This is a genomic window from Aeromonas sp. 600724, assembly GCF_049175135.1.
Classification (GTDB): domain Bacteria; phylum Pseudomonadota; class Gammaproteobacteria; order Enterobacterales; family Aeromonadaceae; genus Aeromonas; species Aeromonas veronii_A.
In genome coordinates this window covers 42,243-56,846 of record NZ_JAAKUM010000021.1, presented here as the reverse complement: position 1 = coordinate 56,846, position 14,604 = coordinate 42,243, and the positions used below count along the sequence as shown (strand labels likewise).

Here is a 14,604-nt window from a genome sequence, read left to right as displayed (position 1 = left end):
AGCTCCTTGCCAGCCACTTCCATCAGACTCAAGACAACCTCCAGCCTCAAGACAGCAACCAGCGCCGCAGCCGGGCGATATCGCCCGGATATTCCCGGCGCAACGTCTCAATCCAGTCTTCCACGTTCTCCCACCAGGCGGGATGATCCGGGCTCTGGATCAGCTGAGCCGTCTGCTGCAAACGACGCAGGCCAATGGAGCCTGCCGCCCCTTTTATCTTATGCGCCTCCTCCACCACCCCCGCCTGATCCCGGGCGATCATGTTGGAGTCGAGCACCGCCATGTAGTCCGGCATCATCTTCTCGAACAGCTCGACGCTGGAGAGCAGCACCGGCTTGCCCACCGTATCGGCATAATCAGTGAGGAAGGGAATATCCAGCAGGGCATCCTGATTGCCCGCATCAGCTTGCTCGTCCGCTTCATCCTCGGCCAGACCGGCAAACAGATGGCCAATCACCTCCCGCACAGCCTTCGAGCCAAGCGGTTTGTTGATCACATCCCGCATCCCGCGCTCCAGATAATACTGGCGATCGCCGGTAGAGTTGGCCGTTAGTGCCACCATGGGCGGCAGGCTGTCGCCATAACGCTCCAGCAGGGTTTTCGCCACATCGAAGCCGGTCATGTCCGGCAGCTGGATATCGAGCAGAATGAGGTCGAAATCATCCGGATTGGCCATCGCCAGCGCCTGGGTGCCATCCCGTGCCACCTGCACCTGATGACCCAGCTTGCCCAGCAGGGCGCAGGCCACCGTCACGTTGAGCTCCACATCTTCCACCAGCAGGATATCGAGGGAGGGCATCTCCTCCTCCTGCTCCTGCGGCACTGGCTCGGCGCAAGCTACCTCCAGCTCGGCGGTGAAGCAGGAGCCTTCGCCCGGCTCACTGTCCACATAGAGCTGGCCGCCCATCGCCTGCACCAGCTGACGGGAGACCGCGAGGCCAATACCGGTGCCGGTGGCGTGTTTCTTGCCCTGCACCTGATAGTACATGGCGAAGATCTTCTCCTGCTGGGCGCGCGGGATGCCGATGCCGGTATCCTCCACCTCGAAGTGCAGGGCCAGCTTGCCCGGCTCGTCGGCAGGATGAGAGAGGCAGCGCACGGTGACGCCCCCCTCGTCGGTAAACTTGACCGCATTGCCCACCAGATTCCACAGCACCTGACGCAGACGGGTACCGTCGGCTATCACGAATTGCGGCATGTCGCCATCGCGATCGAAATGCAGATATAGCCCCTTCTGCTCCGCCTGAATGCGCGACAGGGTCTCCAGCTCGTCGAGGAAGGCAGGCAGATCGATGCGGGTCGGCGCAATTTCGAGGCGACGCCGATCGAGTTTGTCCAAATCGATGATGTCGTTGAAGATATTGCCAAGGGTCACCGCACTCAGGTGAATGGTCTTGAGCTGCTGGTGCTGCTTGGGATCGAGGGGGGTATCCATCAGCATCCGGCTTAAGCCCACGATGCCGTTGAGCGGGGTGCGCAGCTCGTGGCTGATGGTGGAGATAAAGGTAGTCTTGTCGCGGCTCGCCTTCTCCAGTTTGTCCTGATACTGCTTGCGCTCGGTGATGTCGCGGCCAAAGCCGAGCAGGCCCAGCCGCTTGCCGAAGCGATCGAAGAAGGGCACTTTGCGCAGCTCGAAGTAGGCCTTGCGGCCATCGGGATACTCCAGCCACTGTTCATAGGTGAGGGGCTCATTGCTGGCAAAGACCTGCTTGTCGGTCTCCACCACCTTGTTGGCAATCTCCTGCTTGTAGACATCGAAAGGTGTGAGGCCAATCAGCTCGCTCTCCGCCTTGCCGGTCAGCTCCTCCATGGCGCGGTTGCAACCGGAGAACTGCTCATCCTCATTGCGGTAGTAGACCAGATCCGGGGAACAGTCGATAAAAGAGCGCAGCAGAGCGGTACGCTCCCCCAGATGAAGCTGGGCTTTCTCCCGCTGGAACACCTCGTTCTCGAGATCCTCGATGGCCTGCAGACGCAGTGCCTCGGCCCGGTTGGTCTCGGCAATCTGGGCATTGAGGCGACTGATGTTCTCCTGCAACTGACTGTTGAGCTCCAGATCCCGCTCGCGCATATCCTGCAGCTTGCGCACCATCCGGCTCAATCGCTGACGGGAATCCTCCAGCTGATCCACCACGATGGAGAGGAAATAGACCGCCCAGGGGGTCACCAGCAGGCCAAAGAAGACCGAGCGCACGAAGTCGATCACATCAATATTGCCGCGCAGGAACAGGGTCACCCCCATCTGGATGGCGACAGCCAGCACTATGATGCCAGCCGCCAGAAACATGCTGAAGCGCACCAGTCCCAGCTTGGTCATCAGATCGACGTAATATTGTGCCCAGGATTTAATCTGCTTCATCTTGTTATTTTCTCCCCCATATCCGCGAACAGAATACCAGCACAGAGAATTGAACTCTTCTTATCTCGCACAATTAATTAACGATTCGCCTAGTGAAATGAGTGAGTTAGGATATTTGATGAAATTCTGTCAGTTGCCATTAAGGGTGGCCCCCTATAATCGCCCACCTGGTAATTTAAACGCGTTTAATTTAGGAGTTATCTGATGCGCAACACTACCCTGCTTGGTCTGGGCCTGCTGGTCGCAAATAGTGCATATGCGGATTTGGGAACCATTCCCAACGAATCGGGCTGGTCCGGTTTCCTGCTTGGCGGCGTCAACGTCATCAATTACGAATCCAACTTTTACAGCGGTGACGACGAAAATCGTCGACTGAGCGGACTGGGCAGTGCAGAGAGCAGCTCCGCCGTCGCCCCGCTGCTCAACGCAGATATCCGTTACACCTTTGCCGATACCCGCACCCAGGTCTTCCTCGGTAACCTGATCCAGGATGCCATCCGTTTCGACTTCACCCAGCAACTCGGTATCCGCCAGGAGATGAGCAACAAGGGCACAGTGGCCGGCTCCGTGGTCTTCAATGCCATGCCAACCGAGCAGTGGAGCGATCCCTTCGCCGTAAGCGTCGATCGCCAGTCGACCGATATCAAGTCAAAAGGGGTGCGCTTCGCCTGGGACAATATCTGGGGCAGCAACTTCTTCGGCAGCCTGACCACCCGCAACATCGAAGTCGATGAAGAGCGCAGTGGCAGCCAGTATGGTGCCGACACGGCGGCCAAGCTGGATCGCAACGGCAAGATCCACGCCCTCGACCTCTCCTACAAATGGCAGCTGGCAGCCGGTCAGGTGCTGGAGCCGGCTTTCATCCACCGTCAGGCTGACCTGGACGGCAGCGCCCAGAGCTACAAGAGCAACGGCCTCCAGTTGACCTACGGCAAGCGGGCATCCCAGTGGTCCTTCGTCAGCAACCTCTATCTGGGTCAGACCAAATATGATGAAGCCAACCCAATCCCTGACTTTGGTAACAAAAAAGCCGACTCCGACGAGTTTGCCCTGACCGGTACCTTCTTCTGGCACCGCCTGTTCGGTATTGCACCGCTCTCGGCAACCTTTACCGCTGGCTACGCCAAGTCCGATTCCGACATCAACTTCTACGATTCTGAATCGGTGATGTTCAACACCGGCCTGCTCTACAACTTCTAATAACGGTTGTGCGCACCGATACAACAAGGCCACCCGAAGGTGGCCTTGTTGCTATCCGGCATTTGCCTCAAATACCCAAAGAGTCGAGCAGATCATCGTGATCATTACTGGCTGGCGCAGCGGCTGCCGGGGCCGGCTTGGCGGCATCCTGCTTGGCTTGGGCGATCAGGGCGTCAGGATCCAGCTCCTCGTGCTCCATCCCCTCATTGTGAATGCGGATGAACTCGGTCTTGTCCATCGCCAGCTCCAGATAAAAGATGTTGTTACGGGCGGTGAAGAAAGTGACGCGGCGGGACTCCGGACTGTCAAGATTGGTATCGACGCTCAGCATCACCTGCTTGTTGAGGGCCAGCATCTTCGGCTGGTTCTGGGTAATGTGAGTCTGCAAATCCCGGCCCACCTTGACGGTAAAGCTACCGACGATCTGGTTCATCAGTTCGCCCATCACGTTGCTCACCTCGTCAGAGGTATGGGAGATGGCGAGATCCTCCTTGGAGAGCCCCATGCTCAGCATGTAGCTCTCGTACAACTCCATGGCGGCAGCGGCGGAGAAGTTGATCACCACCAGACCGGAAAAACCGCCATCGAACAGCACGAAGCAGCCGATATCCGGCTTGAGGCAGGTCTTGCTGATCCGCTGCACCATGCCGGAAAACCGCACCTGACTCATGGTCGCGGCACTCAACACATCGGTCACCGAGTTGCACAGGCTGAGCAGTACATCCTCAGTCGTCAACACGACGTCATCATCGGCTCTTGTCACTATCATGGGACCTTCCTGAACATCGAGAATGGGCTTATCTATACCATAACTCTAACAGATGGCGCGGCCCGAAGACTGAAATAGCGACACGCCTCTCAGTTGACGCCGTTATCAGCAGCCGCAGGGGTAAAACCGCTCAGCTTGGCGAGCCGGGCACGCCATCTGTCGGCCTGCTGCGCCAGCACCTGTGGCTCATAAGGCACGATCGGATGAGCCCCCCAGATGGGGCCTGGCCAGGCAGCATCGGTGGCGAAACGTGCGACATGGTGAATGTGCAGCTGTGGCACCAGATTGCCCAGCGCCCCTATGTTGATCTTGTCCGGGCTGAGGGCCTGCTCCATCAGGGCGGCGACGGCGCAGGACTCCTGCATCAGCTGTTGCTGCTGCTCCGGCGCCAGATGGTGAATTTCCCGCAGGTTGGCTACTCGCGGTACCAGGATGAGCCAGGGATACTGGCTGTCTTTTGCCAGCAAGACACGGCAGAGGGGCAGATCCCCGAGCCACCGGGTATCTGCCTGCAGGCGTGAATGCAATTCAAACATGAAAACCTCGTTGAGTACGATGAACAGAGCGCCTGAAAAAAGGAGTGTCCACGTTACTGCAACGGGCAGAAAACTTAAAGCTGTGGCACGGCCCAACCGATAAAGCGCTTGCGCAGGGCTGGGTCTGCCTGGAGGAACAGCTGCTGCAACTGCCCTTCCAGCTCGCTGGCTGCCACAACGGGTTGAGCCCCACCAGCGGCCGTGGCCGTTGGCTGCGTAGCAACGGCGCCAGCCGCCAGCGCCGCCTTGCCGCCGCTGCGGTTGTATTCAGCCAGTTTGCCGTTCCAATCCACCCCAAGCAGCATGCCGCTGGTCACCAGTGCGTCCTGCTGGATGGCAAGCGCGCGGCCATTCTCCTGCAGCGCTACCACAGGAGCCTTGGCATAGGCCTGCATCCCCCGCTCGTCTCCCGGTACGCTGGCCGTCAGCTGCAAATGCTGATTGCTGCCCTGATAGCGCACCACCTGCGGCTCGGAGCGTACCTGCCGATCATTCTCGCTGCTGCTGCGGCTGGGGATCACCCCCTCGAAGCGCACCAGCAGTTGCTGCTCACCATCCGCCAGGGTGGCATGCTGCTCATCCAGCAAGGTGCCGTTGCTCACCGCGAGAATGCGGAAATTCTCCGGAACCTTCACGTCCACCATGGCCTGCACACTGCCAGCCCCCAACACTGCACAGAGCAGCACAAAACCGGTCAACCCTCTATTACTCTTCATTCCCGCTGATCTTCCTGATGCCGATGATGGGCGCAGGGTAGCAGCCGAAGATGACAGAAAAATAACGCCGCTCAGAGCAGGTAGTGGGGTCGCTCGGCAAACCACTGGGCAAGCACCTGCTTGAACAGCCGGATCTTGCGTGGCACCCGCCGCTGCTGGGCATGCAGCACATGAAGCTGATGCAGCCCGCTCTGCCACTCATCTAGCACGGTCACCAGCTCCCCTGCCGTCAGCAGCGATTCCACCAGCATCAGCGGGCACTTGGCATAGCCCATACCGGCACGCGCCAGTTGCAACACTGTGCTGTAATGGTTGGCCCGCACCTTGCCCTGCACCAGAATGTGGGCCTCTTCCCCTTCACGGATAAAGTGCCACTGCTCCCAGGCCGGATTGTGCCCCTGCAACAGGCAGCTGCGCCCGCTCAGCTCATAGGGAGTGGCTGAACGCCCCTCTCTCGCTACAAGTGCGGGGCTGGCCACCACTACATCCTTAAGTCGGCCAATAGGAAGTGCGACCAGATTGTCCGGCACCTCGTTCATGGCGCGCAGGGCGATGTCGTTCTCCCCCTGGCTCATGTCGACCATCTGGTTGGTGAAATTGAGCTCCACCTCCACCCCCGGGCAGAGCGCGGCAAAACTGGTCAGCAGCTCACTCACCATGCGATCGCCGGTACTGACCGGGCAGGTAAAACGCAGTCTTCCGCTATCCTCTTCGGTCAGCGCCTGAATATCCTGCTCCGCCTGCCGAACCAGCGCGAAGATCTCCCCCACCTGCTGGTAGAGGGTCTTGCCCGCCTCGGTCAGACTGAGGCGGCGGGTGGTGCGCTGCAACAGTTGCGCATTGAGGGAGGACTCCAGCGCGCTGACGTGGCGGCTCAGCATCCCCTTGCTGACCCCCAGCGTATCGGCCGCAGCCGAGAAACTGCCGCGCAGCACCACCTCATAAAAGCTGGCCAGATGGGCGATATCCATCATTAGCTCCAATATGGAAACAATGGGTTTATTTTACGCGCTTTTTCACATTTTCTGTTGCGCTAGAATCGATACATTCCAACCAGGAGTGATGCAGATGAAAATTGTGATTGTGGGTGCCTCCGGCACCGTCGGTTCCGCAGTCAGTGAACTGCTTGCCAAAGATCATCAGGTGATCCGGGTCGGCCACAGTCGTGGCGATGCCACGGTCGACATGCGCGATCCCGCCTCCATCAAGGCGCTGTTCGCCAAGCTGGGCCAGTTTGATGCACTGGTTGTCGCCAGCGGCAGCGTGGCCTTCAACGGCCTGACCGAGATGACCGACGAACAGTGGCAGGTGGGACTGGAGAGCAAGCTGATGGGCCAGATCAACCTGACCCGCGCCGCCATTCCCTATCTGACTGACAAGGGCTCCATCACTTTGATCAGCGGTATTCTGAGCGAGGAGCCGATCAACTGGGGCGTGAGCGCCAGCACAGTCAACGGCGCTATCGATCACTTTGTGAAAGCGGCCGCCTGCGAGTTACCCCGCGGCCTGCGCATCAATGTGGTGAGCCCCACCGTGCTGGCGGAGTCGATGGACAAATACGCTGACTTCTTCCCGGGCTTCGTACCGGTACCCGCCGCCAAGGTAGCGCAGGCCTACAAGAAGTCGGTGCTGGGCATCCAGACCGGCCAGGTGTTCAGGGTCAACGGCTAATCGCCGCTCGCTTGCCGCCAGACCAGCAATAAAAATGGGCCCCATAGCGGGGCCCGTCTGTTTATCTGCCTCTCTCCTTCACCATCAGCAAACGTTTGTTTGTTGGCGACAAAAAAAGAGCGCAACCCTTAGTCGATCAGACCGTACTGATCGCGCAGCACCTCGATGATCTCCTGCTTGGGATTGGCAGAACGCGCCAGCTTGTGGCCGATAATCTTCTCGGCGATCCCGACGTAGGTGTTGGAGATATCCATCATCACTTCGGTCGGCAGCTTGTTGTCGCGGGCCAGGGCAAAACGTTCCGGCATGCGGTTCTTGTTGAGCAGGATGTCCGGATCCGGGAAGTGGTTGAGCAGCCACTGACGGAAACCCTCTTTAGACTTCTCGACGATCTGGCCGTCGCGCAGGGCGGCGCCATCCCAGATACGGGAGCTGTCGGGGGTGCCCACTTCATCCATGTAGATCAGCTTCTCGTTGCCTGCCGCATCGTGGACATAACCAAACTCGAACTTGGTATCGACGAAGATCTGATCCAGCCCGACCAGCGCGTCGCTGATGACGTTGAAGCCCTCTTTGAGCAGCACTTCGTAGCGGTCGATGTCGGCCGGCTTGCTGAAGTTGAAGCCCTTATAGTGGCGCTCGATATCGGCACGGGAGACGTTGACGTCATCGGCTTCCGGCACGCCATCCAGCCCTTTCAGCACGCCCTTGGTGGACGGAGTGATGAGGATCTCCGGCAGCTTCTGATCCTTTTTCAGCCCTTCCGGCAAGGTGATGCCGCAGAACTCGCGCTCGCCATCCTTGTAGGCACGCCACATGGAGCCGGTGATGTACTGGCGGGCAATCGCCTCGATCATCACCGGACGGGCTTTTTGCACGATCCAGACGAAAGGGTGCGGAATATCCAGAATGTGGCTGTCGGCCAGTCCCTTCTCCTTGAACAGCTTGAACCAGTGGCTGGAGATGGCGTTGAGCGCCGCCCCTTTGCCCGGTACGCCGTTCAGGCCATCCTCACCTTGCCAAATGCAATCGAAGGCCGAGATGCGATCGCTGATCACCATGAGGGCGAGGGGCGCATCGGCCGGCACATCATAGCCTTTCTCTTTTATGAGCCGGGCACTGTCTTCGGGGGTCAACCAGTAGACGCTGCGCACTTTGCCGGAATGGACAGGTTTATCGGTACGGATCGGCAAATCGTCATTCACCGCCAATACTTGATCTGCAAGACTCATGGCTAATAACACTTCCTGTTTGTGGGGGGGTAAACATCGCGAGTCCCTCACCTGCGCGCTCTGTTTGCAACGGGCTGGCAAGGGGGCTCGCATCATCGAAAACCGCTCGGAATCCCCGCGTTTTCAGGGGGATTTTGATAACAAAACAGGGGCACAAGGCCCCTGAATTTATTCTGCTTTTGCTGCTGCCTGATCGGCCAGCCCCTTGGCGAACGCCTCGGACAGGCTGATATACATCTGGGAAATAACCCCGGACGATACCGGCTTCTTGTCCTTGTCGAACAGGGTGATGGAGGTCTTGCCTCCCGCCATTTCGCCAAGCTGGAAGCGGTATTTCTCCTCCTCCAGTTTGAACGGCTCGCTCCCTTTCGCCTTCCAGAACTCGGCACCCGGCTCTTCGTACTCGACGTCGATCCAGCCCAGTGACTGCTGGGTATCCTTGATGGTGAAACCGTAAGCAGGCAGTACCTGGTTGAGGCGACGCCACACCTGATCAAAGGAGCCTTCGGCAATCCAGGCGCTCAGTTCGTTGTTGTCCAGACCCAGTTGCAGACCCATGCCATCGTTGGACTTGTGCTGCTCGCGGGCTTTCAGCTGGCTGTCGTAATAGAGAGAGAACTGGTTCAGCACTCGCGCGGCATAGCGCTGGGCATCGGCAGGGGTCAGCTTGTTGCTGGTCTCGCCGTCGATGGTCTCTTCGTGATCCAGTACCCGGACCGACATATTGACAGCGTGGCGCTGGGCATCGTTGCGCACGGTGAACTGGTAACGCTGACGGATTTTGAAGTCTTCGTCATCTTCACCCCAGCCATCGAGAGCGACCGTGTTGTCAAACCAGCCGGTCTGCAATACGCCATCCTGCTGATCCAGCTTCTCGGTGGTGACCTTGTATTTGGCCAGGAAGTTCATCAGGAACGACCAGGTATCGCGCTCCACGCTCTGGCTGGTGCTGAGGGCATAGAAAGCAACGGTCGGTTCGGTTGCGCTCTGCACCACCTGACTGCCCGGTACCACGGTCAGCAGCTGAGCGGGTGGGCGCACATCGACCTGGGCGCCGAGGGCACCTTCACGGCTGCTCTCAGGAAGCGGCGGAATATCGTACTGGCTGTTGAAGGTGGGGGCACTCAATCCTGCGGGGATCAAGAACGCGCGGCCCTCGAGGCGGGCATCTTCATAACCGAAGTCGCGGTTGGCCATTTTGCGATCCTGGGGGGTGCTGCAACCGGCCAAGACGGCCACAGTCGCAACGCTCAGCACCAGACGGGCTCTATTTCCCTTTCCATTAGATTTAAACACTCGCCATCAACTCCGCTGTGGTCAGTGCTCGCGCCATCAGCTGTTCGCCCTCGGGAGTGAGGTCAACCAGCGGCAGGCGCAAGGTGGCTGTTGCAATCAACCCCAGTTGGGCACAGGCCCATTTCACCGGGGTGGGGCTCGGTTCGCAGAACAGAGTCTTGTGCAACGGCATCAAGAGATTGTTGATGTCATGCGCCTGTCCGGCATCACCGGCCAGCGCAGCACGACACATGTCGGCCATCTGGGCCGCTGCAATGTTGGTGGTGACCGAAATCACGCCATCGCCACCTTGCAGCATAAAATCACAACCAGTGGCATCGTCGCCACTGTAGAGAGCAAACTCCGGCCCGCACAGCTCGCGCAGCCGCGGGGTGCGGCTCAAATCGCCGGTTGCCTCTTTCAAACCGATAATGCCGGGAACCTTGGCCAGACGGGCCACGGTCTCCGGTTTGAGATCGCAACAGGTGCGACCGGGCACATTATAAAGAATTTGGGGCAGACCACTAGCCTCGGCGATCGCACAATAGTGGCGATAGAGACCTTCCTGAGTGGGCTTGTTGTAGTAAGGAGTCACCGAGAGGCCCGCCACCACGCCGGTTTTGGCCAGTCGCTTGGTCAATTCAATGGCATGGGCAGTATTGTTGGAGCCGCAACCGGCGATGACGGGAATGCGTCCGGCGGCATACTCAACGGTCTTTTCAACGACGGCGATATGCTCCTGCTCGCTCAGGGTCACCGATTCCCCTGTGGTCCCAACCGCAACAATGGCGCAGGTCCCGGCGCTGACATGATAGTCGACCAGTTTGGCCAGACTGGCCCAATCGACTTCACCTGAAGCCAGCATGGGGGTAACGAGCGCAACAATACTACCGCGTAACATGGACTTTTCTCCCGATTTTCAGGGGCGTAATGGTAAAGCTGACCCCTTTGAAAAACAAGGGAGAGAGGGGGCAAGCCGTGATACCATCCGGAACAAAAAGTAATGGACGAAAGTCGGCAGCGTCCCTCAGGGAGTGGTCATCAGGGCCGGAGGGTTGGCTTGCCAGCGCGGCTTTCGCAACGAAATAACGGACGAGAGAAGATTTATGACTCACTACCTGGTCGTAACGGCCATCGGCACGGACAGGCCTGGCATCGTCAATGAAGTGACCCGCCACGTCAGTGGCTGTGGTTGCAACATTGTAGACAGCCGCCTTGGCATCTTCGGCAATGAATTTACCTTTATCATGCTGCTCTCGGGCGACTGGAACAGCATGATGCAACTCGAAATCAGCCTGCCCCTGCGTAGCCAGGAGTGGGATCTCATCACCATGATGAAACGCACCGAGCGCCACCAGTCCCTGCAGTATGACGTCCGCGCCAGCGCCGACCTGTTGATCCGCGACGAGCCCGGCATCGTAAGCCAGTGCACCCAGTTCTTCAGCGAACATGGCTGGAACATTCAGGCGATGCAATCCATGACCCTGGAGCAGCAGCCGTTCAACCTGCTGAAGATCAGTTTTCAGCTCAATCTGGCCAGAGAGGGTGAAGTGGAAGGTTCGCAAACCGCCTTCGCCGAATTCTGTCGTCAACTGGGTGCCGAATCGTTCGAGTTTACCGTCAATCGCAAACACGCCTGAGGGCGTTTTACCCGAGGAGACACCATGCAACCACTACAAGCTGGCAGCCCCGCCCCCGATTTCTCCCTGCCCGACCAGAATGGCAATCAGGTCAGCCTCGCTGGCCTTCGCGGCAAGAAGGTGCTGGTCTATTTCTACCCCAAGGCGATGACCCCCGGCTGCACCACCCAGGCCTGCAGCCTGCGCGATGTGAACGCCGAGCTGGCCGCCCTCAATGTGGTGGTGCTTGGCATCAGCCCGGATCCGGCCAAACGGCTGAAAAAGTTCGAAGAGCGGGACCAGCTCAACTTCACCCTGCTGGCCGATGAAGACCACGCCGTCGCGGATGCCTTTGGCGTCTGGGGCCCGAAGAAGTTCATGGGCAAAGAGTATGACGGCATTCACCGTCAGAGCTTCCTGATCGACGAAGAGGGCAAGATTGCCCACCACTTCGACAAGTTCAAAACCAGCGATCACCATCAGGTGGTACTGGATTTCCTCAAGGGATAATCCTCCCCTGCGTTATTGAAAGGCCTGCCATGCAGGCCTTTTTTGTCTGGCCAGCCGCACCTTGCCAGCGGATTTTTCTCACCAACTCCCCCGCCCAGATCAAAAAATTCATTTTATATATGGGTTAACGTGACCCCAGAATCATCTTCCAGCGAGATATCCCATGAACATGAGCAACACTGAGCGTTTGATCCTGAGCAACCAGTACGAAATTCTGGCGAAACTCAATCCGGAGAAAGCGGACATCTACCAGCGCGCCAGCACCATCATCGAGCGCGGCTACTGCCTGCAGATCCTCGAGCTGGAGAAGAGCTTCGGCCATCTGGATCTGGCTACCTGCCAGGAGGTAATCGACACCCTGGAGCTGCACCACGCACTGGCCATCTCATGGGGCAATCTGGATGCGGCTGATCAGGGCGAGATCAACGCCAGCCGGCTGGAGTTCAACGGCTACAGCCGCAGTCAGGAGCGTGAGCTGGCTGACTACGTCTGCTTCCTGCTTGAGGTGGACAAGCGCTTCCCCGAGCTCAAGTGCCCGTGCGACGAGCTCTCCAGCGACATCGCCATGCGTGACAAGTACCAGCGGATGCTGCAGGTGTGGCGTCAGTGCCCGCGTCAGTACAAGCTCTCCATCCAGGAGATCCGCAAAGTGCTGGCTGCCTGATGGCAGGTCACCAGACAACAAAAAGGCGCCACTGGCGCCTTTTTGTATCTGAAACGGGTTATTCGTAGAGAAAGGATTTGTCCAGCTGCTGGAAGGCGGCCTTGAGGGTCTCGGCCAATTCTTCATAGCGCGGTTGTGACACCAGCTGACGACGGCCACCCTGCTCGTTCATCTTGCCGTTGATCTCCCGATACCAGCTCGCCAGCGACGGGGGCAAGCGGGTGTCGGCACGCTGGCCGAGCCAGTAGTAACCCTGCAGCGGCAAACTGAGCAGAAACAGCACCGAGGTGATGACGGAGGGCCAGTAGTGCAGCTCGCCAAACTGGAACTGCAGCATCACGCTCAGCACCGCCAGCGCGGGGATCACCTTGAGAGCGAACTCGGTCGCCTGGATCACCCGATTTTCAGGAAACATCGAATTGAGCTCGGGACGGCGCGGCCAAAGCGTCATATAATGGCGGCCTTGCTGTAACTTAGTTCCAAAAATGTTCATGCTCATACTACCTCCGAGCGCTTTTTGAACGTACTAACGGCAAAACCTCGACAAAATTTGATGCAAAGTAACAAAGGTTGAGGATGACTTTGTTATTTTTCAACAATCGGGTTATCCTTTGTACGCCCATTTTTGCGTCAAAAGCTTCTTGCTATTGACCTGTCAGGGACGTCTGGATTTCGGGTCTTGTATCACTATACAAGGGGCAAGCAACAGATTGCCAACCCTCATAAGGATAAGTTGAAAGTTTTTGGCCGCACCGCGTCCAACGCATCCGCCTACACAACCCAATCTGCGATAGGATTTATTCATGAGTAAGCTGGTTCTTGTTCTTAACTGTGGCAGCTCTTCCCTGAAGTTTGCCGTCATTGACGCAACCACCGGTGATGACCTGCTGTCCGGCCTGGCCGAGTGCTTCAACCTCGACGACGCCCGCATCAAGTGGAAACTGAATGGCGAGAAAGGCAGTGCCGATCTGGGCGCGGGTGCCGCTCACCAGGAAGCGCTGGACTTCATCGTCAACAAGATCCTGCCGCTCAATCCGGAACTGTCCAAGAACCTGATCGCCATCGGTCACCGTGTTGTTCACGGTGGCGAGCGCTTCACCTCTTCCGTTGTCATCTGCGAAGACGTGATCGCCGGCATCGAAGCCGCCGTTCCGTACGCACCGCTGCACAACCCGGCTCACCTGATCGGTATCCGTGAAGCTCGCCGCGTATTCCCGGCGCTGGCTGACAAGAACGTGGCCGTATTCGATACCGCGTTCCACCAGACCATGCCGGAAGAAGCCTTCCTGTACGCCCTGCCGTACAAGCTCTACAAAGAGAATGGCATCCGTCGCTACGGCGCTCACGGCACCAGCCACTACTACATCAGCCTGGAAGCTGCCAAGCAGCTGAACAAGCCGGTTGAAGAGCTGAACATCATCAACTGCCACCTGGGCAACGGCGGTTCCGTCTGCGCCATCAAGAACGGCAAATCTGTTGATACCTCCATGGGTCTGACTCCGCTGGAAGGTCTGGTGATGGGTACCCGTTCCGGTGATCTGGATCCGGCCATCATCTTCTTCCTGCACGACAAGCTGGGCATGAGCGTGGCCGATATCAACACCATGCTGACCAAAGAGTCCGGCCTGCAGGGTCTGACCGAAGTCACCTCCGACTGCCGTTTTGTTGAAGACAACTACGACAGCAAAGAAGAAGCCAAGCGTGCTATGGACGTTTACTGCTATCGCCTGGCCAAGTACATCGGCGCCTACGCTGCCGCCATGGACGGTCGTCTGGACGCCGTTGTTTTCACCGGTGGTATCGGTGAAAACTCCGCCCCGATCCGTGAAATCACCCTGAACAAGCTGGGTCTGCTGGGCTTTGACGTCGATCACGACGCCAACCTGAAGGCTCGTTTCGGCAAGGGTGGCGAGATCACCAAGGCTGGCTCTACCAAGGCCCTGGTTATCCCGACCAACGAAGAGTGGGTTATCGCCCACGACGCGCTGGAACTGGTCGGCGCTTAATTGACGCAGTAACTCGAGGCCGCCCACAGGGCGGCCTTTTCCTGATC

Annotated in this window: 15 protein-coding genes; 6 read left to right on the top strand and 9 right to left on the bottom strand. The window is 58.3% G+C overall.

The features are described from left to right. Positions 1-46: 46 nt before the first annotated feature. Positions 47-2,359, bottom strand: coding sequence for an aerobic respiration two-component sensor histidine kinase ArcB (gene arcB / locus G5168_RS18340; RefSeq protein WP_216952916.1), 2,313 nt, complete (start codon positions 2,357-2,359; stop codon positions 47-49). Between the two features lie 204 nt (positions 2,360-2,563). Between arcB and G5168_RS18335 the strand changes: the two genes are divergently transcribed. Beyond that, entirely contained in the window at positions 2,564-3,559 is a 996-nt protein-coding gene (locus tag G5168_RS18335; RefSeq protein WP_216952915.1) for a DUF2860 family protein, read from the top strand. 67 nt (positions 3,560-3,626) lie between these two features. Here the strand turns inward: G5168_RS18335 and G5168_RS18330 are convergent, their stop codons facing one another. From G5168_RS18330 to G5168_RS18315, 4 genes are all read right to left on the bottom strand, one after another. Then, positions 3,627-4,328: a DUF3334 family protein gene (locus tag G5168_RS18330; protein WP_227341980.1), complete on the bottom strand. Its 702-nt coding sequence runs from the start codon at positions 4,326-4,328 to the stop codon at positions 3,627-3,629. An 89-nt stretch (positions 4,329-4,417) separates the two neighbouring features. Further along, positions 4,418-4,864 carry an HIT domain-containing protein gene (locus tag G5168_RS18325; protein WP_227341979.1) on the bottom strand — a complete coding sequence of 149 codons (447 nt, stop codon included), beginning with the start codon at positions 4,862-4,864 and terminating at the stop codon, positions 4,418-4,420. Between the two features lie 74 nt (positions 4,865-4,938). Next, on the bottom strand, positions 4,939-5,580 hold the full coding sequence (locus tag G5168_RS18320; protein WP_227341978.1) for a DUF2057 domain-containing protein: 642 nt from the start codon (positions 5,578-5,580) through the stop codon (positions 4,939-4,941). Positions 5,581-5,651: 71 nt separating this feature from the next. Beyond that, positions 5,652-6,551 (bottom strand): LysR family transcriptional regulator, encoded by a 900-nt coding sequence (locus tag G5168_RS18315; protein ID WP_421252556.1) that lies wholly within the window; start codon positions 6,549-6,551, stop codon positions 5,652-5,654. Positions 6,552-6,648: 97 nt separating this feature from the next. On the opposite strand from G5168_RS18315, the gene G5168_RS18310 reads away from it, so the two are divergent. Further along, a complete protein-coding gene (locus G5168_RS18310; protein ID WP_064338734.1) occupies positions 6,649-7,251 on the top strand; it encodes a short chain dehydrogenase in 603 nt (200 codons plus the stop codon). Positions 7,252-7,379: 128 nt separating this feature from the next. Here G5168_RS18310 and G5168_RS18305 read toward each other — a convergent pair whose 3' ends face one another. The 3 genes from G5168_RS18305 to dapA form a co-directional block, all read right to left on the bottom strand. Further along, positions 7,380-8,483: a phosphoribosylaminoimidazolesuccinocarboxamide synthase gene (locus G5168_RS18305; RefSeq protein ID WP_216952911.1), complete on the bottom strand. Its 1,104-nt coding sequence runs from the start codon at positions 8,481-8,483 to the stop codon at positions 7,380-7,382. A 168-nt stretch (positions 8,484-8,651) separates the two neighbouring features. Then, on the bottom strand, positions 8,652-9,779 hold the full coding sequence (gene bamC / locus G5168_RS18300) for an outer membrane protein assembly factor BamC (RefSeq protein ID WP_005349235.1): 1,128 nt from the start codon (positions 9,777-9,779) through the stop codon (positions 8,652-8,654). Further along, positions 9,772-10,659: a 4-hydroxy-tetrahydrodipicolinate synthase gene (gene dapA / locus G5168_RS18295; RefSeq protein WP_227341977.1), complete on the bottom strand. Its 888-nt coding sequence runs from the start codon at positions 10,657-10,659 to the stop codon at positions 9,772-9,774. The genes bamC and dapA overlap by 8 nt, the downstream gene beginning before the upstream one ends. 205 nt (positions 10,660-10,864) lie before the next feature. Here dapA and G5168_RS18290 point away from each other — a divergent pair, with 205 nt between their 5' ends. From G5168_RS18290 to G5168_RS18280, 3 genes are all read left to right on the top strand, one after another. Then, a complete protein-coding gene (locus G5168_RS18290) occupies positions 10,865-11,398 on the top strand; it encodes a glycine cleavage system protein R (RefSeq protein WP_216949630.1) in 534 nt (177 codons plus the stop codon). 24 nt (positions 11,399-11,422) lie between these two features. Further along, on the top strand, positions 11,423-11,887 hold the full coding sequence (gene bcp, locus G5168_RS18285) for a thioredoxin-dependent thiol peroxidase (protein ID WP_005358255.1): 465 nt from the start codon (positions 11,423-11,425) through the stop codon (positions 11,885-11,887). A gap of 163 nt (positions 11,888-12,050) precedes the next feature. Further along, entirely contained in the window at positions 12,051-12,551 is a 501-nt protein-coding gene (locus G5168_RS18280; protein WP_042059885.1) for a YfbU family protein, read from the top strand. Positions 12,552-12,609: 58 nt separating this feature from the next. Here G5168_RS18280 and yfbV read toward each other — a convergent pair whose 3' ends face one another. Then, positions 12,610-13,050: a terminus macrodomain insulation protein YfbV gene (gene yfbV, locus G5168_RS18275; protein ID WP_421252553.1), complete on the bottom strand. Its 441-nt coding sequence runs from the start codon at positions 13,048-13,050 to the stop codon at positions 12,610-12,612. 304 nt (positions 13,051-13,354) lie between these two features. On the opposite strand from yfbV, the gene G5168_RS18270 reads away from it, so the two are divergent. Beyond that, the gene (locus G5168_RS18270; RefSeq protein ID WP_005349210.1) at positions 13,355-14,557 is read left to right on the top strand and encodes an acetate kinase; all 1,203 of its coding nucleotides are present in this window, start codon (positions 13,355-13,357) and stop codon (positions 14,555-14,557) included. Positions 14,558-14,604: the final 47 nt, after the last annotated feature.